The 23,625-nt window shown below is 68.5% G+C and carries 20 protein-coding genes; 8 read left to right on the forward strand and 12 right to left on the reverse strand.

Annotated elements, in window-relative coordinates; all coding sequences use genetic code 11:
- Positions 1-498: 498 nt before the first annotated feature.
- The 3 genes from HT102_RS04540 to HT102_RS04550 form a co-directional block, all read right to left on the reverse strand.
- A complete protein-coding gene (locus HT102_RS04540) occupies positions 499-1,164 on the reverse strand; it encodes a YcnI family protein (protein WP_192038218.1) in 666 nt (221 codons plus the stop codon).
- Positions 1,161-2,810 (reverse strand): copper resistance CopC/CopD family protein, encoded by a 1,650-nt coding sequence (locus HT102_RS04545; RefSeq protein ID WP_192038219.1) that lies wholly within the window; start codon positions 2,808-2,810, stop codon positions 1,161-1,163. The genes HT102_RS04540 and HT102_RS04545 overlap by 4 nt, the downstream gene beginning before the upstream one ends.
- Positions 2,811-2,896: 86 nt before the next feature.
- Positions 2,897-3,445, reverse strand: coding sequence for a sigma-70 family RNA polymerase sigma factor (locus HT102_RS04550; protein ID WP_192038220.1), 549 nt, complete (start codon positions 3,443-3,445; stop codon positions 2,897-2,899).
- Positions 3,446-3,520: 75 nt separating this feature from the next.
- On the opposite strand from HT102_RS04550, the gene HT102_RS04555 reads away from it, so the two are divergent.
- Genes HT102_RS04555 through HT102_RS04565 form a run of 3 tightly spaced genes read left to right on the forward strand, consistent with a single transcriptional unit; the run spans position 3,521 to position 5,766 of the window.
- A complete protein-coding gene (locus HT102_RS04555) occupies positions 3,521-4,210 on the forward strand; it encodes a zf-HC2 domain-containing protein (RefSeq protein WP_192038221.1) in 690 nt (229 codons plus the stop codon).
- 24 nt (positions 4,211-4,234) lie between these two features.
- Positions 4,235-5,341, forward strand: coding sequence for an alcohol dehydrogenase catalytic domain-containing protein (locus HT102_RS04560; RefSeq protein ID WP_192038222.1), 1,107 nt, complete (start codon positions 4,235-4,237; stop codon positions 5,339-5,341).
- Positions 5,338-5,766, forward strand: a complete 429-nt coding sequence (locus HT102_RS04565; protein ID WP_192038223.1) for an acyl-CoA thioesterase — start codon at positions 5,338-5,340, stop codon at positions 5,764-5,766. The genes HT102_RS04560 and HT102_RS04565 overlap by 4 nt, the downstream gene beginning before the upstream one ends.
- Before the next feature lie 149 nt (positions 5,767-5,915).
- Here HT102_RS04565 and HT102_RS04570 read toward each other — a convergent pair whose 3' ends face one another.
- On the reverse strand, positions 5,916-6,245 hold the full coding sequence (locus HT102_RS04570) for a hypothetical protein (RefSeq protein WP_192038224.1): 330 nt from the start codon (positions 6,243-6,245) through the stop codon (positions 5,916-5,918).
- A 261-nt stretch (positions 6,246-6,506) separates the two neighbouring features.
- Here HT102_RS04570 and HT102_RS04575 point away from each other — a divergent pair, with 261 nt between their 5' ends.
- Positions 6,507-7,343 (forward strand): alpha/beta fold hydrolase, encoded by an 837-nt coding sequence (locus tag HT102_RS04575; protein ID WP_225443222.1) that lies wholly within the window; start codon positions 6,507-6,509, stop codon positions 7,341-7,343.
- Positions 7,344-7,348: 5 nt separating this feature from the next.
- Here the strand turns inward: HT102_RS04575 and HT102_RS04580 are convergent, their stop codons facing one another.
- Entirely contained in the window at positions 7,349-9,271 is a 1,923-nt protein-coding gene (locus HT102_RS04580) for an aconitate hydratase (RefSeq protein WP_225443223.1), read from the reverse strand.
- A 512-nt stretch (positions 9,272-9,783) separates the two neighbouring features.
- Positions 9,784-10,059: a hypothetical protein gene (locus HT102_RS04585; protein ID WP_192038225.1), complete on the reverse strand. Its 276-nt coding sequence runs from the start codon at positions 10,057-10,059 to the stop codon at positions 9,784-9,786.
- A gap of 409 nt (positions 10,060-10,468) precedes the next feature.
- Here HT102_RS04585 and HT102_RS04590 point away from each other — a divergent pair, with 409 nt between their 5' ends.
- The 3 genes from HT102_RS04590 (at position 10,469) to HT102_RS04600 (ending at position 13,662) form a co-directional block, all read left to right on the forward strand.
- Positions 10,469-12,139, forward strand: coding sequence for an FAD-binding dehydrogenase (locus HT102_RS04590; protein ID WP_192038226.1), 1,671 nt, complete (start codon positions 10,469-10,471; stop codon positions 12,137-12,139).
- Positions 12,136-12,942 carry an SDR family oxidoreductase gene (locus HT102_RS04595; RefSeq protein ID WP_192038227.1) on the forward strand — a complete coding sequence of 269 codons (807 nt, stop codon included), beginning with the start codon at positions 12,136-12,138 and terminating at the stop codon, positions 12,940-12,942. The genes HT102_RS04590 and HT102_RS04595 overlap by 4 nt, the downstream gene beginning before the upstream one ends.
- A gap of 180 nt (positions 12,943-13,122) precedes the next feature.
- Positions 13,123-13,662, forward strand: a complete 540-nt coding sequence (locus tag HT102_RS04600; protein WP_192038228.1) for a hypothetical protein — start codon at positions 13,123-13,125, stop codon at positions 13,660-13,662.
- Between the two features lie 32 nt (positions 13,663-13,694).
- On the opposite strand, the gene HT102_RS04605 is transcribed toward HT102_RS04600, so the two are convergent.
- The 6 genes from HT102_RS04605 to HT102_RS04630 all read right to left on the reverse strand — a co-directional run bounded on the left by HT102_RS04605 (position 13,695) and on the right by HT102_RS04630 (position 22,645).
- Positions 13,695-15,326, reverse strand: a complete 1,632-nt coding sequence (locus HT102_RS04605; protein ID WP_192038229.1) for a hypothetical protein — start codon at positions 15,324-15,326, stop codon at positions 13,695-13,697.
- Positions 15,327-15,689: 363 nt separating this feature from the next.
- Positions 15,690-16,118, reverse strand: a complete 429-nt coding sequence (locus HT102_RS04610; RefSeq protein WP_192038230.1) for a type II toxin-antitoxin system Rv0910 family toxin — start codon at positions 16,116-16,118, stop codon at positions 15,690-15,692.
- A gap of 49 nt (positions 16,119-16,167) precedes the next feature.
- On the reverse strand, positions 16,168-17,691 hold the full coding sequence (locus tag HT102_RS04615; protein WP_333473283.1) for a carboxylesterase/lipase family protein: 1,524 nt from the start codon (positions 17,689-17,691) through the stop codon (positions 16,168-16,170).
- Positions 17,692-17,895: 204 nt separating this feature from the next.
- Positions 17,896-19,521, reverse strand: coding sequence for a solute symporter family protein (locus HT102_RS04620; RefSeq protein ID WP_192038232.1), 1,626 nt, complete (start codon positions 19,519-19,521; stop codon positions 17,896-17,898).
- The gene (locus HT102_RS04625) at positions 19,518-19,895 is read right to left on the reverse strand and encodes a DUF485 domain-containing protein (protein WP_333473304.1); all 378 of its coding nucleotides are present in this window, start codon (positions 19,893-19,895) and stop codon (positions 19,518-19,520) included. Before HT102_RS04625 ends, HT102_RS04620 begins: the two co-directional genes overlap by 4 nt.
- Positions 19,896-20,098: 203 nt before the next feature.
- The gene (locus tag HT102_RS04630; protein WP_192038233.1) at positions 20,099-22,645 is read right to left on the reverse strand and encodes a molybdopterin-dependent oxidoreductase; all 2,547 of its coding nucleotides are present in this window, start codon (positions 22,643-22,645) and stop codon (positions 20,099-20,101) included.
- Positions 22,646-22,764: 119 nt separating this feature from the next.
- Between HT102_RS04630 and HT102_RS04635 the strand changes: the two genes are divergently transcribed.
- Positions 22,765-23,337, forward strand: coding sequence for a TetR/AcrR family transcriptional regulator (locus tag HT102_RS04635; protein WP_333473284.1), 573 nt, complete (start codon positions 22,765-22,767; stop codon positions 23,335-23,337).
- The last annotated feature ends 288 nt before the right edge of the window (positions 23,338-23,625 follow it).

The raw sequence follows: 23,625 nt of genomic DNA on the forward strand, positions 1-23,625 counted from the left end.
GGTGGAAACTTTTCCCGCTCTGAGCGGGAAAAGTTTCCACTGGCGGGGGGGGACACTGGCGGCGGCGGCGGGAACCAAGCGGCGGGAACACTGGCGGCACCGGCGGGGACACTGGCGGCGGGAACCAGGCGGCGGGAACCAGGCGGCACCGGGCGCAACCAGTGGGGACAACCGACCCCAGCTGCCACCCCAAGCTCCCAGGCGCCACGAATCGCCAGAGCTGCCACCGAAATTTCGGTGGCAGCTGTCCACTGAGGGTGGGATCATCAGCGGAAGGGTGGCTGCAACCGGCATCGGCCGCAGGCCCGGTGAAGGACGCTCCGCCCAGCACCTCCCGGCCAGTGGAAACTTTTCCTCCCCTGAGCGGGAAAAGCTTCCACCACCAGCCCAGGCAACCACCAGCCCAGCAACCAGGAACAACCACCAGCCCAGCAACCACCAGCCCAAGAACCACCACCAGCCCCGGAACCACCCGCGGACCCAGCCGCGCCAGGAGTCCTACCGCCGCCCGCTACGCACCAGGGCGAAACCGGCGGCTCCGAGCGCGAGGACCGCGACGAAGAGGGCACTGACCGGCAGCACATTGCTGTCGTCGCCGCCATCGGCAGCGGTAGTGTCGACGTCCGCGTCGCTGCCACTGGAGTCCATCGCTACGGTGACATACGGCGCTGGAGCGTCGAGCTCGCCCCACTGGTCGATGCTGTCGGGGATCTCGATCCAGCGGTTGGCGCCTTCCTCGCATTCCTGGATGACGGGCAGCCACAAGACTTCGGGGGCGTCGTCGGCGAGGGTGAGGCTGAGGCCGAACTCCTGGAACTGGTCATCAGGAAGGCTGTTGCCGCTGAACACGACTTCGGAGACGCGATCGGTGATGGGACCGTGCGCGCCTTCGATGGGCTCAGGGAGGTCCTCGCGAATGACCTCGGCGTCCCATCCGGCGATCTGCTCGGCGCCAGCGTTCTCGACGCCTTCGGGGATCTGGACGCGCACGGCGGTGGTGGGCGAGCCGTCGCAGCCATGGCCCACGCGCAGCGCGGTGCGGAAGTAGCGCGAGCTGGCCTCGTCCGGGTTGGCGGTGACATGCGCGAGCGCGGGCGTGGCGAGCGCGGGAGCGAGGAGCAGCCCGGCGAGCGCGGCGGCGGCCTTGCGGTTGGTGCTGGTCATGGTGTCCTTTCCTGGATGCGGGCGGTGGTGGCGGCGGTCAGCAGCTCGAATTCGCTGACGAGGACGCGCACCTCGATCTCCCAGTCGCCCGGGATCGCGAGGTCGCTGCCCTCGTAGTGGAAATCCGCAGTGCCTGCAGAGTGCTGGGCGGCGGGCCGCTCGATGTTCTCGATGCCCGATGCGGGATGGCTGAAGCGCAGGGTCACCGCGTCCAGCCCGGTCACCGGCTCGCCCTGGTCGTCGCGTATCTGCAGCTCGATGCTGTTGCTGCCTACGACGGCAGGGGTGACGGAAATGGTGGTTTCGAGGCTGTCGCTGAGCTCGAGCGTCTCGGTGTGGGGTCCGACCGTAGGCCTCGGCGGTGGCGTGGCAACCAGGGCAGCGGTGAGGGCGAGCACGATCAGCAGGCCGAGTGCTTCGATCCGCAGGGTGCGAGCGAGTTGTCGCGGTGCTGAGCTGGAGCGCCGTTGAATGCGTGGGAGCAGGCGCCACCGGTTGTAGCCGGCCACCGCGATCACGAGGACGACAACCGCAACCTTGGCGAGGAGGATCCACCCGTACCGGGTATCGAGGCTGCTCCAGTCGCGGATCTCGGCCCAGGCCATCGCGGTGCCGGACAGCGCGAGCAGCGCCACCAGGATCGCGGCGATCGTGGAGAACCGGGCCACCGTGCGCGCCTTTGACTCCACCGGCATACCGCTGCGAAGGAGGATGAGCAGTCCTATCAGGCCCCCGAGCCATATCGCGGCGGCGACAACGTGCAGCAGGTCGGAGGCTAGGACAAGGCTTCGCGGCTGGGCTGTCACGGAGTGCCCGGCTAGCACGAAGGCACTGGTGGCGAGCGCGGCTCCAAGGAGGGGGAGCACTCCCCGGGCCGGGGCGAGGATGAGCACGAGCCCGACGATGCCGAGCAGGGCAGATGCGCCGAACGACGATCCGAGCACCGTGGACAGGGCGTTCCAGCTGAGGCCAGGGCCGGCGACGATGATCGTGTTGACCGGCAGCGACACGAGGCTGGCGAGCAGCGCGGCCACCGCCGTGATCCGGGTCGCGCCCACAAGCTCCCGCGCCAAGTGCTGCTGGCCAGCGGGCAGGATGAATCGTCCCAGCACAACGAGGCCCGCCGCGGCGAGGGCGCCAACGTAGATGATCCAGCGGAGCCCCAGCGCGACACCGTCCCACACGCTGCTGGCGTCGTCCGCGAGATCGGAATGGAGCACCGTGGAGGTGTCGGCCGGGTCGCCGAGCGTGAAGGTGAACGATCCGCGGATGGGGTGGGAGTCCGCGGAGACGACTCGCCAGGCCACTGTGTAGACGCCATCGGGCAGGCTGGGGCGCAGGGCCACGCGCGCATGGTCGGGGCCGGGTTCCTGGCGGATCTCACCGGTCTCGACACGCTCGGCATTGCGGTCGAGCACCCGGATCGAATCCTCGACCAGCGTGATGGGCTCGCTGAAGCGCAGGACCACTGCGTCCGGCTGATGATCGACCCGGCTGCCGTCGCTAGGCGTGGTCTCGACGAGCGATGCGTGCGCGGATGCCGGGGGCGGGGCAACGAGGAACGCGGGAGCGACGAACGCAGCGACAAGCGCGAGCGCAAGCAGCCACGAACGTGCCCGGGCGCTGCTCATGACAGTCCCCACCACGCCCCCTCGTCCTGATGCGACCGAACCGTTTCCCCGTTAGTCGCAGCAGAGGCGCCAGTAGTTCCCGGGGATCGCAGCGCACCGGATCAGGCGTTCTTGCGCGCGGATCCCGCCGATCGCTGCCCGGGCTCGTTGCTCATCGCGATGAGGTCGCTGCGGGCGCGCGCCACGCGGGACCGGATGGTGCCCACGGCGCATTCGCACACGGTGGCCGCCTCGTCATAGCTCATGCCGAACACCTGGGTGAGCACGAACGCCTCACGGCGATCCCTATCGAGCGCGGCGATGAGCACCGTCATCGCGATATGCCCGGACAGGTCGCTGGCCGCGCGCGGGGTGCTTTCGGTGCCCGTCTCGTGCCCGCGGCGGCGGATGCGTCGGCGCAACTCGTCGTGGCACGCGTGCCGGGCGATCGACAGCAACCAGGTGAGCACGGTCGAGGCAGCCCGGAACCGGGGCAGCGCGCCCATCATCCGCAGGTAGGTGTCCTGCACGAGGTCATCGGCGGAGGCAGTGTCGACGAGGTGCGCGCAGAACCGCCACACATCGGCCTGGGTGGCGCGGACCAGGTCATCGAGCGCGCCGCGGTCGCCATCGCGGGCAGCGAGCGCAAGCGGCAGCAGCGGATCGTGCACGCCGTCACGCTACCGGACGGCGCTCGCGACCGATCCCGCGGGAACTCAGCACCACGCCCATGCGACTACTAGTGCATGGTGGAGAAAGACTGCTCGGCAGTGCGGGAATCCCTGTCCGCGCGGCTCGACGGCGAGCCCGCGCCGCTAGCATCCGATGCGGTGGAAACGCACCTCGCTGGGTGCGCGGGATGCCAGGCATGGCAGAACGCTGCGGTGGACCTGCGCCGGCGCAGTCGGCTCATGCCCCTGCCGGTCGTGCCCGACAGGTCCGCGAGACTCGTAGCAGGCCTCCAAGCCCCGCCACGGCCCCGCCTGCTGCGGACATGGTGGCCACGCATCGCCCTGGTCACGCTCGCCCTGGTCCAGGTCGCCGTTGTCATTTCCGCGATGTCGCACCATCACGGCCACGCATCCCATGAGGTCACCGTGCTCAAGGTCGCGCTCGCCGCGGGCTTCCTCGCCGCCGCGATCCAGCCGTCCCGCGCTCGCGGCATGCTCGCCCTCATGGGCGTGGCATCGCTCGGTCTGCTGGTTTCCGCCGCGATCGGAGTGGCCGGCGCGACCACGACCGTCACCGGGGAGCTCGGCCACCTCACAGTGATCGCGGGGTGGGTAGTGCTGATGGTGCTCGCGCGTCGCGACACCCACGATGGCCCGCTCCGTCCGCGCACCGCTCGCTCCGCGCGGTCCTTGGCTGTCACCACCACCCAGAGCTTCGACGAACCGGCTTCCGGCGCATCGCGCGAGTCCGCGCGCGCCGCATAGATCACGCGCCGTAGGGTGACACGCATGAAGATCCGCGGTGCCGTCCTCGAGACCATCGGCGCGCCACTGCCCTATGCGGACAGTGCACCGATCACCGTCAGCGAGCTCGACCTCGACCCGCCAGGCGACGGAGAGATCCTCGTCGAGATCGAGGCCGCAAGCCTGTGCCACTCCGACCTATCGGTCGTCAACGGCAGCCGCGTGCGCCCCGTGCCGATGCTGCTCGGCCACGAATCTGCTGGACGGATCCGCGAGATCGGCCCCGGCGTCGACGATCTCGCACTGGGCCAGCGGGTCATCATGACGTTCCTCCCCCGCTGCGGCTCCTGCCCCGGCTGCGCCACCAACGGCAAGCTGCCCTGCCAGCCCGGAACCGTCGCCAACCACGCGGGCTCCCTCCTCGGCAACGCGATGCGGCTCCACCGCGGCGGAGCCGCGGTCCACCACCATCTCGGAGTGTCCGGGTTCGCGACCCACGCCGTCGTCAACCATCGCTCCGTGGTGCCTGTCGACGACGATGTACCGCCCGAGATCGCAGCGCTGCTCGGCTGTGCCGTCCTCACCGGCGGCGGTGCCGTCATCAACGCGGGGCGGCCCGGGCCAGGCGACACCGTCCTCGTCGTCGGGCTCGGAGGGGTCGGCCTCGCCGCCGTGCTCACCGCCGTCGCGCTCGGCCACCACGTCATCGGGGTCGATGCGCTGCCCGCCAAGCTCGACATCGCCCGCCAGCTCGGCGCCCGATCCGCCTACACCCCGGACGACGCGATCGAGAAAGGGGTGCGCGCGCCCGTGGTCATCGAGGCTGCGGGGCACCCGCGCGCGTTCGAGACTGCCATCGCCCTCACCGCCGCGGGTGGAACCACCGTCACCGTCGGATTGCCCTCCCCCGATGCACGATCACAGATCGCTCCCCTCCAGCTCACCGCCGAAGCCCGCACCATCATCGGCTCCTACCTCGGCTCCGCCGTCCCCGCGCGCGACATCCCGCGCTACGTCGACATGTGGCGCAACGGGCAGCTACCGCTCGAGAAGCTCATCTCCGGCACCCTCCCCCTCGACCGCATCAACGACGCCATGGACCAGCTCCACACCGGCCAGGCGCTCCGACAGATCATCAAGGTTGCCCCGTGAACACCGACACCTACCCCGTGCTGTGGCCGATCGAGACCCGCTGGGCCGACAACGACCACTACGGCCATGTCAACAACGTCACCTACTACGCCTACTTCGACACCGCCGTCAACGCCTGGCTCATGCGTGAGACCGGCTGCGATATCCGCACGATCGGCGCCATCGGCATCGTCGCCGAGACATCCTGCACGTACGTGCGCGAACTGTCATTCCCGGACTCGCTGCGCGTCGGGCTGTCGGTGAGCAGGCTCGGCAATCGCAGCATCACCTATGGGCTCGCGATCTTCCGCGCCGACGGGGACACCCTCGAGCTCGCCGCCACCGGGCGATTCGTCCACGTCTACATCGACGCCATCGCCCGCGCCCCCGTCCCCATCCCGGATGTGGTGCGCGCAGCCGCCGAGAAGCTGGTGGTGGAGGCTTGACGGGGCTTGACGGGGCTGGACCCGCTGGCCTGGCCCCGCTGGCCTGGCCTGGACCGCCGATCGTGAAGATCCAGCCACGCGGGAGGTGGCGAGACCTTCACGATCGCGCACGTTTGCGGGACCCGGATCGGCCACGCCCACCTTCACGATCAGTCGAAGTCCAGGCTGACGGCAGCATCCAGGGCAACCGTGTTGAGCAAGGTAAGGCCCGCGGCGCTCGCCCGCACCCCGAGCACGAACTGGCCGGTGACCCCGGTCAGCGTCGCATCACGCGGAAAGACCTGCGTCACCCGCTGCCGAGCCGGGTCCGCGCTTCCTGAAGTCGTGCATTCGGCGAGGCTGATTGCCTGCACACCGCCTGTCGTGTCAATTGCTTCCGTCACCTGGCCTGATGCGAAAGGGTCGGCAGCCCCCAAGAAGGCGTTCCCCGCGACCACGGAGGCCTCGACCAGCAGCAAGGCCCGGTTCAAGCAGTTCATGTGTTGCTCCGGTCTTCGGCATCAGGAACGGCATCGGGAACGGCATCACGAAAGGTGGAGCAAGCTGAATGCAAGTGAGCCTTCAATGCTCGGACTCCATCGCAGGACTGGAACAATCACCGCGACTGGCCTACGCAATCGAATCCAGCCGCACCACAGCGTCGGCCTAGTCCCGATGCCCAGCGCCCCCAACAAACGGTGTTCGGCGCCGCCTACCGGGTACGCTGCGCCCACAAGCGCGTCAACGAAAGGGAGTGCACGATGAGCGGACCCAACCATGACGCAGGCGGCCGGATGCATTTCGTCCGCACCGGGGCGGGACGGCCGCTGCTGCTTGTGCACGGCCTCGGGTCGAGCCTGGGCAACTGGGACCCGGTGCTGTCCACGCTGGTCGGCGAGCGGGAGGTCTTCGCGGTGGACCTGCCCGGGTTCGGGGACAGCCCAGCCTTGCCTGGCGAGGTCACTATCGCGGCGCTCACCGATGCGGTCGAGGGGTTCATCGCCGAGCACGGACTGGGCGATGTGGATATCGTGGGCAGCTCGATGGGCGCCCGCATGGTGCTGGAGATGGCACGGCGTGGATACGCGGGCAGGGTTGTGGCCCTTGCCCCTGGCGGCTTCTGGACCGATCGGGAGGTCACGGTGTTCGGCGCGTCCATCAAGGCGTCGGTCGCACTGGTTCGCCGCATCCAACCGATGCTTCCCACGTTGACTCGCAGCAAGGCCGGGCGCACTGCCCTGCTGCTGCAGTTCTCCGCCAAGCCGTGGCGCCTTGACCCGCGGCTGGTGCTCAACGAGCTGCGCGGCTTCGCGGCCTCCCCCAGTCTCGACGAGGCGCTGCATTCCCTGGTGCACGGCCCCAAGCAGGACGGGCCGGCAGCGGGGATGCGGCATGGCGCGGTGACCATCGGCTGGGGGCGCAACGACCGGGTCACCCTTCCGCGGCAGGCGAAGCGGGCGCAGGACCTGTTCCCCGGTGCGGAGCTGCACTGGTTCGACGATTGCGGTCACTTCCCGCACTGGGACCAGCCCGAGGAGGCGGCGCGACTGATCCTCGACGCCACCGGGGCTGACCCGTCGGCAGGACCCGAGAGCTAGGTCCGTCAGGAAGCGAGCTGCGGGATGATGCCGCCGGCAAGGACGGTGTCCACCTGGCGCTTCGACATCCGATGCCGCACCTCGATCTCCGTGCCCTTGGTCGTGTTGCGGATCGTGAAGCTCGGCCTGGTTGCTATTGCCTCCCTGAGCCCGTCGATGTCGAGCTCATCGCCCTCGTCGATGAGGTCATAGTCGGCCGGGTCGCCGAACTCGAGGGGAACAACACCAAAGTTGGCGAGGTTCTGCCAATGAATGCGGGCAAACGATTTCGCGATCACGAGGCGCAGGCCCAGATATCGGGGAGCGATGGCAGCGTGCTCCCGCGAGGATCCCTGGCCGTAGTTCTCGCCGCCGACGATGATGTGCGGATCGGTGGCCCGGTCCGGGTAGGTCGCGTCGACGCGGGTGAAGCTGAACTCCGCGAGCTTGGGAATGTTCGACCGGTAGGGCAGCGCCCGCGCGCCCGCCGGGGAGATGTCATCGGTCGAGATGTCGTCTCCGACCTTGAGCAGCACCGGCGCCTCGAGCCGGTCCGGGAGCGGCTCGAACTCCGGCAAGGAACTGATGTTCGGCCCTCGGACCAGCTCGGTCCTCTCGTCGCGGTCGGGCGGTGGGGTGAGCATGGCCCGGTTGACCGCGGATCGCTGCGGCAACCGGAGGGCGGGATAGTCGACGTTGTTCTCGCTCGCCCACGCGCGCGGATCGGTGATCCTGCCGGTCAGCGCTGACGCCGCCGCGGTCTCCGGGCTGCACAGCCATACGGAATCCTCCTTGGTGCCCGATCGGCCAGGGAAGTTCCGCGGGAAGGTGCGCAGCGAGTTGTGGCCTGTCGCGGGCGCCTGGCCGATCCCGATGCAGCCCATGCAGCCGGACTGGTGGATCCGGGCGCCGGCCTTGATGAGGTCCGTCGTGGCGCCCATGTCAGTGAGGTCGGCGAGGATCTGGCGGGAGGAGGGGTTCACATCGAAGCTGACCGCCGCATCGGTCTGCCGTCCCGCGACCATCGCCGCGACGATGGCGAAGTCGCGCAGTCCCGGGTTCGCCGATGATCCGACCACTACTTGGCTGACCGGTTCCCCGGCGACCTCGCTCACCGGCACCACCTTGTCGGGCGCGGAGGGCATCGCGATCAAGGGTTCGATCGTCGACAGATCGATGTGCTCAGTGACGTCGTAGGTCGCTCCGGGGTCGGCGCGCAGCTCCTCGAAGTCATCCTCCCGATCCTCGGCACGGAGGAACTCGCGCACCGCATCGTCGGCCGGGAACACCGAGGTGGTGGCGCCCAGCTCGGCGCCCATGTTGGCGATCACGTGCCGGTCCATCGCGGCAAGGTTCTCGAGGCCCGGTCCGTAGTACTCGATGATCCGCCCGACACCGCCCTTGACGCTGTGCCTGCGCAGCATCTCAAGGATCACATCCTTCGCCGAGCACCACGGGGGCAGCTCCCCCGTCAGCTCGACGCCCCAGATCTCGGGCATCCTCAGGTAGACGGGCCGCCCGGCGATGGCGAGGGCCACCTCGAGCCCACCCACGCCGATGGCGAGCATGCCGAGCGAGCCCGCCGCGGGCGTGTGCGAGTCCGAGCCCACCATCGTCTTCCCGGGCTTGCCGAACCGCTGCATGTGCGTTGGGTGGGAAACGCCGTTGCCTGCCTTGGAATACCAGATCCCGAAGCGCTCGCAGGCGCTGCGCAGGAAATCGTGGTCCTCGGCGTTGCGCTCGTCGGCCTGCAGCAGGTTGTGGTCCACGTACTGCACGCTCACCTCGGCGTGGGTGCGGTCGAGGCCGAGCGCCTCGAGCTCCTGCATGACCAGTGTCCCGGTCGCGTCCTGGGTCAGCGTCTGGTCCACGCGCAGCGCGATCTCGGCGCCGGGCGTCAGATCACCTGATTCGAGATGGGACGCGATGAGCTTCGTCGCGAGATTCATCAACACTCCTTGGTCGGATTCGATCGTCTGCCCGGCCGGGGCCACATGTGGCGTGCGCCACACTCATCCCTCCAGTGTGGTGCAAGGACCCAGTCACTTCCACCCTTGCCGTGCGAACGCCGCGATCGAGGATGATGCTCGCCGTGCGGGCAGCGGACGCGAATCGGGCATTCCACCGGGGGTATGCCTGGGCCGCCACCCCGGCCCGCACGAGGCAGCGATCCGGTCCGGCCCGGGCAGGCGGGAATCCCGCCGCCCTTGGACGCGCCGCTCAAGCATGGAAATCTAGCCACACGTGGCGTGGCTGAAACTTCACGATCGCGGTTCGCGGAATTAACTTGCGAGACCTTTTGGAGAACTGCTCGCACAAGCTAGACCGAAGCAGCGGAAGCAGAATCCTCGCTGTCCCTCAATGCTGCATTGAAAATGCTGCCAATTGCTGCACCAAGAAGCCCTGGATCCGCGACCTTTGCATTGTGCGCAGCCGCGGATCCAGGTTCGTCGGTCCTGGCTCAGAAGAGCCCTCCCAGGAAGCCGAAACCCTGGCCTATCACGTCGACTGTGCCCGTGATCGCGGTCTCACCGAGGTCGAAGGCCGGGCCCGCCCAGCCGTATCCATAGTAGGGATAGTAATAGTTGGGCGTGTAGACGCTGAGCAGAGGAAGCAATTCCATGCTGCCGATCGACAATGTCGACGAGAGGTCCTGAGCATTGGCCACGGACGGGGCGCCAGCAATAACTATTGCGCTCGCAACAGCAGCGACAGCCGCTCGAGTCGGGTTCTTCATGCCATCTCCTTTGAGCTTGCCCCACCCTGAATTAAAGGGTAGTGATGCACATCACATTTGTATGTCCTGTTTTCGCCTTACATAGGAATTGGGGGCTTACCGGATACTGTCCCCGCGTGCGCCGCTGCCTCGCCCCACCTCGATCGCGCGGCCAGGTTCGCGCGGCCAGTGGAAACTAATCCCCCGTGGAGCGGGAAAAGTTTCCACTGGAAGCGACGGGCCGAAGGACGCCGCCACCCGAAGGACGCCGCCACCCGAAGGAGCTCCGCCCACCGCCGCTGCCCCGCCTACCCGATCGTGAAAACCTGGCCACGCCCCGCGTGGCTGGATCTTCACGATCGCGCGCGACACCGCCGCTACTGCGCGTGGCGAGGACCCACGCGGCCCCAGGATGCGGTTTAGTGGTGGTATGGCGTCGCTGCGGTCTCCGGAAGTTGTCATTGTTGGTGCTGGGCTGGCTGGCCTGGTCGCGGCCCATGAGCTTGCGCGCGCGGGCAAGCGGGTGGTGATCGTTGACCAGGAGAACCGGGGCAACCTGGGTGGCCAGGCGTTCTGGTCGCTGGGCGGCTTGTTCCTGGTGAATTCCCCGGAGCAGCGGCGCATGGGCATCAAGGACTCGGTCGAGCTGGCGTGGCAGGACTGGCAGGGGTCGGCGGGATTCGATCGGCCGGATGAGGATTCGTGGGGCGAGCGGTGGGCGCGGGCGTACGTGGAGTTCGCAGCGACGGTGAAGCGCCAGTACCTGCATGATCTGGGCTTGCGATTCACGCCTCTGGTGGGGTGGGCGGAGCGCGGCGGAGGACTTGCTGGCGGGCATGGCAATTCGGTGCCGCGTTTTCACCTGGCGTGGGGCACGGGCCCTGCCGTGATGGGCATCTTCGCGGATCGTGTGCTGGACGCCGAGAAGCGGGGGCTGGTGGAGCTGCGGTTCCGGCATCGGGTCGATGAGCTGATCGTCGAGGACGGCGCCGTGGTGGGGATTCGCGGCGCGGTGCTGGAACCGTCGGACGCGGAGCGCGGGGTGGCGTCGTCGCGGACGGTGGTCGATGACTTCGAGGTGCGCGCGCCGGCGGTGATCGTCGCCGCGGGCGGGATCGGCCACAATCATGAGCTGATCCGACGCAATTGGCCGACGGAGCGACTGGGCCCGTGCCCGAAGTCGATGATCTCGGGCGTGCCGGCCCATGTGGACGGGCGCATGCTGGGCATCGCGGAGGACGCGGGCGGGCGGATCGTCAACCGGGACCGCATGTGGCACTACACCGAGGGCATCAACAATTGGGATCCGATCTGGCCGGATCATGCGATCCGCATCATCCCGGGGCCGTCGTCGATGTGGTTCGACGCGGCAGGCAATCGGCTGGCTGCTCCGAACTTCCCGGGCTTCGATACGAACGCAACGATGAAGGCGATCCTGGCCACGGGTCATGACTACTCGTGGTTCGTGCTGACGCAGACGATCATCGAGAAGGAGTTCGCGCTCTCGGGCTCGGAGCAGAACCCGGACATCACCGGCAAGGACTTGAAGCTGACGCTCGCGACACGCATCCGCAAAGGCGCGCCGGGCCCGGTGGAGGCGTTCAAGCAGCATGGGTCGGACTTCGTGGTCGCGGACTCGCTGCCCGAGCTGGTGGCTGGGATGAATCGCATCGCGCGCGGCCCGGAGATCGAGCTCGCCCGCCTCGAGGAGCAGATCGTGGCGCGGGACCGGGAGGTTGCCAACAAGTTCTCGAAGGACGCGCAGGTCATGGCCATCCACAACGCGCGCCGCTACCTGGGCGACAAGCTGGCGCGCGCGGTGCCGCCGCATCGCATTCTCGATCCGGAGCATGGCCCGTTGATCGCGGTGCGGTTGAACATCCTGACTCGCAAGACGCTCGGTGGCTTGCAGACCAATCTTGATTCGCAGGTGCTGCGCGCGGATGGCACGCCCATGCCGGGCCTGTACGCGGCGGGCGAGGTCGCCGGATTCGGCGGTGGTGGCGTCCATGGCTACAACGCGCTGGAGGGCACGTTCCTCGGTGGCTGCATCTTCTCGGGCCGCGCGGCTGGGCTCGCTCTCGGAAAAGAGCAGGCATGAGCACGACTAAGACAGCGCTTGTCACGGGCGCATCCTCGGGGATCGGCCTGGCCACGGCCGCGGCGCTGGTGCAGCGTGGCTACCGGGTGATCGGCACGAGCCGAGATCCGGCGTCGATCCCGGAACGGCTGCGGGTGCCGGGCGTGGAGTACTTGCCGCTCGATCTGGCGGACGAGGCGTCGCTCACGGCGCTCGCCGCGCAGGCTGGCGCGGTGGATGTGCTGGTCAACAATGCCGGGGAGAGCCAGTCCGGCCCGCTCGAGGAGCTTCCTCGCGAGGCCCTGGAGCGACTGTTCCAGGTCAACGTGCTGGGCGCGGTGCGGCTGACCCAGTTGTTGCTGCCGGGGATGCGCGAGCGCCGCTACGGCCGGGTGGTGATGGTCGGCTCGATGCTGGCGAGCTTCCCGCTGGCGTACCGCTCGTCGTACGTAGCGTCGAAGGCCGCGATCAAGGGGTTCGCGGAAGCGGCCCGGCTCGAGCTCGCCCCGTTCGGCGTGGGCATCACCACTGTCGAGCCTGGTTCGATCAACACCGGGATCAGTGAGCGGCGCACCAAGTACCTGCGCGACAATTCGCCCTACCGCGAGGGCTTCGAGACGGCGATCTCCGCGCTCGACGCGAAGGAAGCGACCGGCATCACCGCCGATGAGGTGGCTGCCACTATCCTCGAGGCGATCGAGGCCGCGTCGCCCGCGCCGTTCTACGCGGTGGGCTCGAATGCACCGGTCGTGTTCGCGCTCAAGCGCCTAGCGCCGCGCGGGATGGTGGAGAAGATCGTGGCCCGGAAATTCGGGCTGGCCTGAGCCCCTCCATCTTCCGCCCGGGACAAGGGCACGGAAACGGTTCCCCGCGGCTGCTATGAGCCTCGCCACAGTGGCAGCTCGAGGAGTCCGGTCATCACGCGAGCGAGCACGCGCCCCACTATTGTCGGATGCGTACGACTCCAATGCACGTCGTGGTCGATCGAGGGAAAGGTTGGTGCAGTGCCACCGAGCTGGGATGACTCGCCCTATCCGGAGCCCGAGACGTTTCTCGCACCCCTGGCCGACCCCCAGCACGATGGTCGCTCCTTGCGGCGCGCCCCTGTGATCGCCGTCAGCCTGCTCGCCGTGCTCGCTGCCGGAATAGGGGTGCTCGCGCTGTGGCAGCCCGCCCCGCCCGCCGAGGATCCCGCGCAGCCGTCCGGGACGGAGCTCGCGGTGAGCGTGCCGATGACCCGCCCCTCATGCGGAAGCTCCGAGGCCATCGGGATCGTGGTGCTGGGCAATGCCGTCACGCCAGGCCACTACGAGGAGGAGGTGCAGCGCCTGCTCGATCAGAATCCGGGCGCGCACTACCTGCGGACGGACCGGGCCTGTCCATCCCTGCGGCAGTCCGTGGACGGGCATCCGATTTATGCGGTCTTCCAGTTCGCGGGCACGACCAAGGAAGCGATGTGCCAGGCGGTGCGCGAGGCCGGGGATGGCGCCTACGGCCGCTGGCTGAGCACGTTTCATGATCCGAACGAGCTCGTTACCTGCTGATCCGGCCTGCGCGCGATAGTCCCGATAGTGGTCTACTGCCCGGCAGGTGCGGCATCGTCATAGAACGTGAAGCGCACTGATTGCTGCTGGCCGGCGTGAGTGATCTCGCCACCGTGCAGGCCGGAGGGCTCGGGCACCTGGTCGTCGGGAACCACGTCGAGGCTGAACCCGTAGCAGCCCTGCGGCACCTCCACGGACGCGGTGCCATCAGCACCAGTAGTGACCGTGGCGACGACGCGGGCGTTGAGGACCTTGTCGGGACCCTCGGAGTAGCAGTGGTCGAGCCTGGCCACGCCGATGGTCACGCCCGGCACGGGCCCGCCCGACGCAGTAGCCGCGGTGAACGTGAACATGCCCGGCCTCGAGTTCTCCTCGTCCTCCTCGACCACGTCGAGCCATGCATCCGAGACAGTGAGGGTGACATTCCGCTGCTCGCCGGGCTCGTCAAGGTCGGTGAGGGCGAACGTGATGGGGCCGAGCAAGGTGCCGAAGCCGTAGCAGCCGAGCGGCAGCGTCGTGGTGGCGGTGCCGTCCTCACCCGTGACGATGGTCTCGACCCGGCGGCCAAGGTTGTCGTCGCTAGCGGTGGTGCAGCGGTCGAACTCGGCGATGTTGACGGTGATGCCCCGCACGGGCGTACCAGCCTCGGTGGCGGTGGTGACGGTGAACGTGCCGGTGGCGGGCGGGTTGCCACAATTGCCGGGCTGCTCGCAGGGCTGGTGCAGCGTGAGCGGCACGTCAACGAATCCGGTGGCGACGTCGAAGCTTACGGCGTTGCTGGCGAGCTCCCAATCGGTGGTACCTGCTACCCCGGTCGCGGCATAGCAGTCCGGATCGAGAGCCAGCGGGATGCGCCCGTCCTCGCGGGAGGGGGGCGTGACGTAGCCGGTACCGTCGGTTCCACATCGCAGGAGCCGCACCTGCATGCCTGCGAGTGGCTCGCCCGTTTCGGCGTGGAGGGCGCGCAGGCTGCCGAAGCGCCAGTCATCGCCGAGGCCGCGCGGGCCATCGAGGAATTGCAGCTCGCCGTTCGCTGTGGCATCCGCGTCGGGGAGCTCGGCCCAGTGCATGCCCGTCGGCGCGGGATAGGCATGCGCCGGCACGTCGTCGATGCTGTAGTGGAAGCAGCCGGGGGTGACTTCGAGCGCGGCGTATCCAGCGGCATCGGTGACGCCCTGGTAGGTGTCCACGATGGTCGAGCCGGGAGCTGACACGCACGGCTCCATCCGGGTTGCCTGCACCCCGACCCCGGGAATGGGTCTCCCGGCGAGGGTGCGGGCGGCGATGACCAGGGTGGACGTGGGGCCGGAGATGTCTGTCACGCCTGGCTTAGCCCCATCCGGCTTTGCCCCGCCTGGCTTGGCTCGATCTGGCTTAGCCCGATCTGGCTTGGCTTCCCCGGTGCTGCCGCGGGCACCGTCGGAGTTGGCGCGGGCGGACGCTGTCGCGCGAGCGGCCGCGAAGTCCGATGTCGCGCGCGGGCTGCTGCCCTCCGGCGCGGCATCTGGCGCTGGGCTAACCTCGCTGCTCGCTGAGCCGTTGCCAGGCATGGTGCGGGTGTCGTACCGGTAGGACAGCGTATCGGTATCGTTCGCGCACGCTGTCGCGGAGAGAGCGAGGACGAGCAAGCCCGCTGCTACGGCTCGGTGCTGGCGTCGCGCCACTGGAACTCCTCTGTGCTGGGGATCACGGGTATACCCGTTACATCGCCCGGGCTACAGCGGGGCGTTTCCTTGTTTGCGCTGCTCACCGGGGATCGTTACCAGCCCGTTGCCGGGTGCCCACCATCGGGAGGGCACTTTCTTCGCCCGCCCGCAGGGGGCATTCACGAAGGCGCACGGGGCGGTGCGGGCGCGGTGCGGTTTGGCGGCAAAAGCACCAGAAACGGCCAAACGCGATAGAAACTATCCTGGGATTCGGGCAGCTTCTATCGCGTTTGCATCGCGCGCACCCCAGCCAGCCATCGCGCGCACCCCAGCCAGCCACCGCGCACCCCAGCCAGCAGGCAGCCAGCGACCCGACCGCGCTCAATCCATGGCGTCGAACTTCTCCAGCGACTTGCGCAGGTCGCCCTTGAGCGCCTTCGATACGCCGAACCCGACCGGCCCGGCGACCAGGGGCCCGGAGAACTGGACGTCGAGCTCGACGCGCGAGCCAGCCCCGGCGGGCGCGACCTCGAGCGCGAGGACGACCTTGGTGCCGCCCACGCCATGGCCGGACAGCGCGACGCGGCGCGGCGCGTCATACTCCTCGACCGTCCACTCGATGCGGTTGCGCATGCCCTTCACCGAGATCACGGACGTCGCGGTGGTGCCGGTGCCGGGTTGCTCGGGGAGCTCGCCGCGCCAGCCGTCGTGCAGCAGCAGCCAGTCGCCGTACCGCGAGAGGTCGGAGGCCCGCTCCCAGGCCTCCTGCGGGGTGAAGTGCGTGTCGAGTGAGTCGTTGGTGCGAGCCATGCGGGGCTGCCTTTCGGAGGTGGATGCGGGTGCCGTGGCACGGCACGGTTCACCGGTAGGTCCGGTACCCGTTCCAGGCTAGGCGGCGGGCGGCCCGCGGGTCGCGATCGACGCGATCCTGCACATCGAAGATCATCGTGCGGCGCGCGGTGGTGTCGTAGCGCGGCCAGTCCGGCCGGGGCTCGCCGTCGCGCGCGAAGGATGTCCAGTGCTGGCGCATGCGCTGGCTCACCGCTGCGAGGTCGCGGCGTCCCCCGACGGAGGTGAGGACCTTGGCGGCACGGCTGTCGAGCGTGCCGAACACGGCGGGCAGATCGGTGGCGTGGGTGGCACCCATGCGCAGCAGGCGCAGCATTCGGGGGGCGTAGTCGTAGCGGTACATGAAGGTCGGTGCCACGGCGCTGTGGCCGGAGGCAGCCTCGAGAGTGGGGTGCCAGAACATGGCGTCGCCGCCGAGCTCGATCGCGGCCGGGCGCCCCGGGTAGCCCCGGTAGGCGGCGGCGACCGCGTCCCGGCGGTCCGGATCGGTGCGGGCGAACATGCGCTCGATCGACGGAATGGTCGTAGGGATCACCTCCGGCCCTCGCGCGAACAGCGCGCCCTCCCGATCGGTGGTACCGATCAGCAGCGGCACCGTCGGCCCGCGCCCGCTGGACAGCACGTCGAGGGGTCGCTCCGGCAGGAGGTCATCGAGCACATGGCCGAACGCCATCGCTCCTGGCGCGGTGCGCATCACGCGCTGCTTGAGCTCGTCGGCGGCCGCGACGAACTCGGCGGCGGGGATGCCCCGCAGCACCTCGGCAGCGTGGTGCTCGCACACGTCGAGGATATCGAGGAACTCGGCCGCGACGGCGCGTGCCCGCTGCGGCTCGTAGGTGGTGGCGATGGCGGGGCTCTGCGCGATGGCCCGGTGGAACAATCCCTGGGCGCGGGGAGAACAGAGAAGGGCGGTAACGGCGATGCCGCCCGCTGATTCGCCGAAGATGGTGACGTTGCTGGGGTCTCCACCGAACGCGGCGATATTGTCCCGCACCCATTCGAGCGCGGCGATCTGGTCGCGCAGTCCGAGGTTGGTGTCGAAGGCCTGCCGGGAGGTGGCGTAGCCGGAGAAGTCGAGGAACCCGAGCGCGCCGAGCCGGTAGTTGAACGAGACGACCACGACGTTGCCGTCGCGAGCAAGGGCGCTCCCCTCGTAGAGGTCGAGAGCGGCCGAGCCGCTGGTGTTGGAACCGCCGTAGATGTAGACCATCACGGGTAGTGGCTCGCTGCGGGCACCGGCGGGCGCGGTGACATTGATGCTGAGGCAGTCCTCGCTGGCCTCGACGTCGGCGCCCGGGTCCGCGAGCTTGCGGGAGATCTCCTGGGGAGGGATGGGCCCGAACCGCGAGGCGTCGAGGGTGCCGGTCCACGGTTGCGGGGGCTCGGGGGCTCGGAAGCGCAGCTCCCCGACCGGCGCGGCCGCGTAGGGGATGCCCCGCCACAGCGTCACCCCGCCGACCCTGGTGCCACGCACGCGGCCACCGTCGATGCTGGTCTCGACGGCGGCCCTGGGGATGTCGAGCTGCCCGGTCACGCCTTCCACTGTGGCGATGCCGGGGGTGGGGTGTCCACGCCGGAGCAAGGTTCGAGACCAGAGCGAGATCTGGCAGTGACCCGATCGTCGCCCTGTCTTGTTATGGCTCACACCGCGGTCCCATGGGGGCATGAGTCACAGCATGCCGCAACGGGCGCCGGAGCGTGGTGCAGCTCCGGCGCCCTTCGCGGGGGTGGGCGGGATTCAGTGCGAGATGGCCTTCTCGGCACCGACCCCGGTCAGGGATCGGACCTCCATCTCGGCGTTCTTCGCGAGGTTGCCCTGGTCCGAGGAAAGAACGGAACCGAGGTAGCCGAGGAGGAATGCCAGCGGGATGGAGACGATGCCCGGGTTGGACAGCGGGAACCAGGCGAAATCCATCGATGGGATCATCGAGGTGGGCGAGCCCGACACCGCCGGGGAGAAGACGATCAGCACCAGCACGGAGACGAGGCCGCCGTAGATGCTCCACAGGGAGCCGGTGGTGTTGAGCCGCTTCCAGAACAGCGAGTACAGGATCGTCGGCAGGTTCGCCGAGGCGGCGACCGCGAAGGCGAGCGCCACGAGGAAGGCGATGTTCTGCCCGTTTGCGAGGATGCCGAGCACGATGGCCAGCGCGCCGATCACCACTGCGGTGATGCGGGATACCCGCACCTGCTGCTTCTCGTCCACGTCGCCGTTCTTGATGACGTTGGCGTAGATGTCGTGGGCGAACGAGGCCGAGGCGGTGATGGTGAGCCCCGCGACGACGGCAAGGATCGTCGCGAACGCGACGGCGGCGATGATGCCTAGCAGGATCGTGCCACCGAGCTCGTAGGCGAGCAGCGGCGCGGCGGAGTTCTGCCCGCCAGCAGCGCCGAGGATGCGCTCCGGGCCGACGATCGCGGCGGCGCCATAGCCGAGGATGAGGGTGAACAGGTAGAACGCGCCGATGAGGGCGATGGCCCACACCACCGAGCGGCGGGCTTCCTTCGCAGTGGGCACGGTGTAGAAGCGCATCAGCACGTGCGGCAGGCCTGCGGTGCCGAGGACGAGGGCAAGGGCGAGGGACAGCATGTTCAGCTTCGAGATCTCGGTGCCGCCGAACTGCGCCCCGGGCGCGAGCACGTCCCGGCCTCCCTCGACCGAGCTGTTAACGGTTTCCTGGGCGGAGCCGAGCAGCCCGGAGATGTTGAAGCCGAACTTCCACAGCACCAGGGCCGACATGATGCCCGCGCCGGTGATGAGCAGGATGGCCTTGATGATCTGCACCCAGGTGGTGCCCTTCATGCCGCCGACGAGCACGTAGACGATCATCAGGGCGCCGACGACCGCGATGATCAGCGACTGGGTGGCGCGGTCGTTGATGTCGAGCAGCAGCGCGACGAGGCCACCGGCACCGGCCATCTGGGCGAGCAGGTAGAACAGCGAAACGGTGAGAGTGGATGCCGCGGCGGCGGTGCGCACGGGCTTCTGCCTGAGCCGGAAGCTCAGCACGTCCGCCATGGTGAACTTGCCGGTGTTGCGCAGCAGCTCGGCGACGAGCAGGAGCGCTACGAGCCAGGCGACGAGGAAGCCGACCGAGTAGAGGAAGCCGTCGTAGCCGAAGACCGCGATGGCGCCAGCGATGCCGAGGAACGATGCAGCGGAGAGGTAGTCACCGGCGATGGCGACACCGTTCTGGGGGCCGGTGAATCCGCGGCCGCCGGTGTAGAAGTCGGAGGCGGTCTTGTTCGTGCGGCCGGCGCGGATGACGAAAGCCATCGTGGCGGCGACGAACAGCGCGAAGATCGAGATATTGATCAGGGGGTTGCCGACCATCGCCGTGCTTTCCTGCGCGAGGAGGCTCATGCTCCTGCTCCTTCCATCTCGTCACGGATGGCTGCAGCGCGTGGATCGAGCTCGCGGTTGGCGAACACGATGTACCAGGCGGTGATGCCGAACGTGGTGACGAACTGCCCGAGGCCGAGCAGTATTCCGATATTGATGTTGCCGAGCACCGGGGTGCCCATGAAGCCGGTGGCGTAGATGCCAAGCAGCACGTAGAGCAGGTACCAGCCGATGAAGAACGCCGTCATGGGGAACACGAAGCGGCGCAGCCTGCGGCGCAGTTCCTGGAACTCCGGGCTGGCCTGCATGCGCTCGAAGTCCTCGGGCGACGGGGTCCGGGGCTGCCCGGCGTGCGGGGACGGGGATGCGGGTGCGGCGGGCGGTGCGGGGGGCACTGCGTCCACCGTCCCGGTACGGGTTGCGGGCGGGGTGGTCACTGCGACTCTCCTCGACGTTGGGATGCGATATCCCGACGTTAATGAGATGCAGGTCACAAGGGTCGGCTGTGGCTTGTATCACAGGCCGAGGGGTTGATCCGTGCGACGAGCGGCATTGCAGCCACGACGAGCGGCAGGGCCATCACACCAATTCCCGATGGCTAGCCGATCAGCTCGAGGCGTGCTGGAACGTGCTTGTGCCATGGCGTCCCGGCGAAGCTGTCCTTCCAGTGGCTCGAGGTCAGCTCATTGGGCGCCGTGCCCGTCGCCATGGCAGCGTCCAGATTTGCACCGTCCGTGCCGTCGTCGCCACCGGGGAAATCAACGCCAAGACCGTTGGGCAAGGCGATGTTTCCCGGTTGCATCATGTCGCTGATCTCGACCTGAACGGCGGCGGCACCGCTGGCGGTGACGAGCCGTGCACGATCGCCCGTGGAGAGGCCGAGCCCGGTGGCATCGTGCTCGCTGATGCGCAGCGCCCCGGAGCGGTCGCGGCGGCGCCAATCGGGATTCCGGATGATGGTGTTTGCCGTGAACGAGCGCCGCTCTCCTGCTGCCAGGACGAGGGGAAACTCCGCGGTTGTCCAGGAGTTCCGGGCCGAGCCAAGGTTCCGCGCCTGCTCCAGCAGCTCATCGATCGCGATGGTGAAGCGACGGTCGGGGCGACGCACGTAATCCCAGACGGAGTCCCAGGTGTCCTCGGTGAACACAACGCCGCTGCCCGCCGCCATGATCGCATCGAAGAGCGCGTTGCCGGGAGCGAGGCCTGGTCCGTCGAATCCCGCCCGTGCGACGGCCTTCCGGTTGCCCATCGCGCACATCTGCGCGGCGCCCCAGAGCACCGCGGCCCCGCGCTCGTTGGCGGGCAGATCCTGGCCCAGCGACTCATGGAGCAGGTAGGGGGCAAGCTTCGCGACCTCGGGCCGCGCGGCCGAGAGAGCCATGAAGACCGCGCCGAACGTTTCCCGTCCAGCCTTCGCGGCGTCGCGCAATCGGTCAACCACGTCGGTCTCGACAACCCCGAGGCGCCTGATCAGCCCGGCATAGATCTCAGGCTCGGGCAGCGTTCCCGGCAGGGGTTCGAGAAGAGGCTTGCGCAGGTGGAACACATTGCGGGGGAACTCGAAGTTGAAGAATGTCGCCTCGGCCTTCTCGAACTGGCTCGCGGCGGGAAGGACATAGTCGGCCATGCGAGCGGTCTCGGTGAACGCCACATCAACGACCACGGTGAGGTCGAGCTCGCGCATGGCCTCGCGGAATCGCGCCGAGCCCGGCAACGAGTGCGCGGGATTCACGCTATCCATCCACATCGCGCGAAAGCGACCCGGATGATCCGTGAGGATCTCATCAGCGATCGAGTTGCAGGGCACGAGCCCCGCGATGATGCGTGCCCCGGTGACGGGCGTGCGGCGCTCACCACCTGCTGCCGGCCCCATGTCACCGGCCAGCATGCCACCGGCAAGGGGGACGAGCGCCTCGAGCATCGCGCGGGATCCCCGCTCGACCACCGGTCGGAGCATCTCCTGCCGGGCGAGCGCGGGCAATGCCGTGGCCGCTCCCGATGCCGCGATCGCCATCGCGCGGGACAGCGCGCGCGCCCGGGCTTTCCGGAACCGAGCACCCGGACCGCTCCGGCGCTGCTTGCTCTTGCCGCCGCTGGAGCTTCCCGCGATCGCGACGAAGCTGGAGTGGAGGAACATCGTGCCTGGCTTGGCGAAGTTGCCGGTCAGGATCCACAGGAGCTTGTTGAGGTAGGAGACGAGCGTGCTGTGCGGGGCTTGCTGAGTACCGAGATCCTCGTAGACAGTGACGCTGCTCGCTGTCCCGATCCGTCGCGCCGCAGTCCGGACCTGGTCCTCCGGCACTCCACTGATCGCCGCGAACGCGGGGATGTCGAGCTTGGCGAACACTTGGTGCACTTGCTCGTACCCCGTGGTGTGCTCGGCCAGGAATTCCTGGTCGATCAGGTCCTCCTGCACGAGCGTCGCGACGAGGGCGGCGATGAGCCAGGCATCGCGGCCCGGAAGCACTTGCAGGTGATGGTCGGCTAGCGCGGCCGTCTCGCTGCGCCGCGGGTCGACCACGATGATCGAGCGTTGCGGATCGCTCGCGGCGGCTTTCAGGACCGGCCTGGCCCGCGGGAAGCTATGCGACTGCCAGGGATTCTTCCCGATGAAGACCATCACTTCGGCATGCTCGAAGTCGCCCTTGGTGTGGCCTCCGTAGAGCTTGCCATCGACCCACATCTCGCCCGTCTTCTCCTGGGCAAGCGCGTTGGAGTAGTACTTGGACCCCAGCGCCCCCCGCAGCGCGATCGAGTTCGCCGAGCCCAGATGGTTCCCCTGCCCGCCACCTCCGTAGAAGAAGATCGACTCGCCACCGTGCTGGTGCTTGATGTCCACGAGCTTGGCGGCGATCTCGTCGAGGGCCACGTCCCAGTCGATCTCGGCATAGGTGCCATCAGCCTGGCGCTTGAGCGGCTTGGTCAACCGATGGTGACCGTTCTGGTAGAGGTCCAGCCGCATCGCCTTCTCGCAGGTGTACCCCTCGGACGCGGGGTGGTCCTTGTCGCCGCGGATCTTGGCGAGCCGCCGTCCATCGAGCTCGACGGTGATTCCACAGTTGCACTCGCACAGGATGCACGCGGTGCTGCGGGCGGCTTCCGTGCTCGCGGGCTTGGCCGTGCTCGGGCCAGTTCGAGCCGTCATGGTCGCACCTCCTCGATAGCAGCTACGTGATATGGACTATACAATAGAAGTGATATGCCATGGGCCGCGCAACGCGCACTAGTCTGGGGGAGCACGGCAGGAACCAAGGAGGACGACCAGTGGCACCGCAGAGCAACACACGGCAGCGAATGCTCACCAGTGCCGTCGAGCTATTGCAGGAGCGCGGCGCCGCCGGTGTCACCATCGACGCCATCCTGTCCCGCAGCAACGCCCCCCGCGGATCCGTGTACTACCACTTCCCTGGCGGGCGAAACCAGATCATGACCGAGAGCCCCGGCATCGCCGGGGACACCATCACCGCCATCATCAACGACTCCGCCCAAAAAGGGCCGCTCGCCACGCTGCACACCTTCGGCAGGTTCTGGACCCGCATCCTTCGCGACAGCGACTACGCCGCGGGCTGCCCCGTCGTCGCGGCAGCAGTCGGCGGCTCCCCCGAGGACCAGCACCTCGCGCCCCTCGTCGCCAGCATCTTCACCAACTGGCACGAGGCCCTCGCCCAGGCGCTCGAGAACGAGGGCGTCGACCCTGCCCGCGCGGCCCGCCTCGCGCGCACGGCCGTCGCCGCCGTCGAGGGCGCGGTCATCCTCGCCCGCTCCGCCCGCTCCACCGAGCCGGTGGACGACGTCATCACCGAGCTCGAGGCCGTCCTCGCCAGCGTCATGGCGTAAGAAGGGGCGCGGCTGCCCAGGCGTCCCCGGGTCGGCCGCGCGGGATCGGTGGCCGCGCGGGATCGGTGGCCGCGCGGGATCTGTGGCCGCGCGGGATCTGCGGGGGCGCGGGACCTGCCACCCATCGCTTGCCCCTGCCACCGTTGCGCGCAGCTACCACCGAAATATGGGTGGCTGTTGGCCGATTTTCGTGGCAGCTGTCGAACAAGGGTGGCAGCCTTGCCGTCCGCCGTCCAGCCGTCCACCGCCCAGCCGTCCATAGTGGGCCCGGATGCTCGATCCGCGGGT

Origin of the sequence: Lolliginicoccus lacisalsi (genome assembly GCF_014841105.1) — a bacterium.
Classification (GTDB): domain Bacteria; phylum Actinomycetota; class Actinomycetes; order Mycobacteriales; family Mycobacteriaceae; genus Lolliginicoccus; species Lolliginicoccus lacisalsi.

Coding starts and splice junctions, on each gene's coding strand:
- HT102_RS04540 (WP_192038218.1), bottom strand. CDS start 1,164: ATGACCAGCACCAACCGCAAGGCCGCCGCCGCGCTCGCCGGGCTGCTC.
- HT102_RS04555 (WP_192038221.1), top strand. CDS start 3,521: ATGGTGGAGAAAGACTGCTCGGCAGTGCGGGAATCCCTGTCCGCGCGG.
- HT102_RS04560 (WP_192038222.1), top strand. CDS start 4,235: ATGAAGATCCGCGGTGCCGTCCTCGAGACCATCGGCGCGCCACTGCCC.
- HT102_RS04570 (WP_192038224.1), bottom strand. CDS start 6,245: ATGAACTGCTTGAACCGGGCCTTGCTGCTGGTCGAGGCCTCCGTGGTC.
- HT102_RS04575 (WP_225443222.1), top strand. CDS start 6,507: ATGAGCGGACCCAACCATGACGCAGGCGGCCGGATGCATTTCGTCCGC.
- HT102_RS04580 (WP_225443223.1), bottom strand. CDS start 9,271: ATGAATCTCGCGACGAAGCTCATCGCGTCCCATCTCGAATCAGGTGAT.
- HT102_RS04585 (WP_192038225.1), bottom strand. CDS start 10,059: ATGAAGAACCCGACTCGAGCGGCTGTCGCTGCTGTTGCGAGCGCAATA.
- HT102_RS04590 (WP_192038226.1), top strand. CDS start 10,469: ATGGCGTCGCTGCGGTCTCCGGAAGTTGTCATTGTTGGTGCTGGGCTG.
- HT102_RS04595 (WP_192038227.1), top strand. CDS start 12,136: ATGAGCACGACTAAGACAGCGCTTGTCACGGGCGCATCCTCGGGGATC.
- HT102_RS04610 (WP_192038230.1), bottom strand. CDS start 16,118: ATGGCTCGCACCAACGACTCACTCGACACGCACTTCACCCCGCAGGAG.
- HT102_RS04620 (WP_192038232.1), bottom strand. CDS start 19,521: ATGAGCCTCCTCGCGCAGGAAAGCACGGCGATGGTCGGCAACCCCCTG.
- HT102_RS04630 (WP_192038233.1), bottom strand. CDS start 22,645: ATGACGGCTCGAACTGGCCCGAGCACGGCCAAGCCCGCGAGCACGGAA.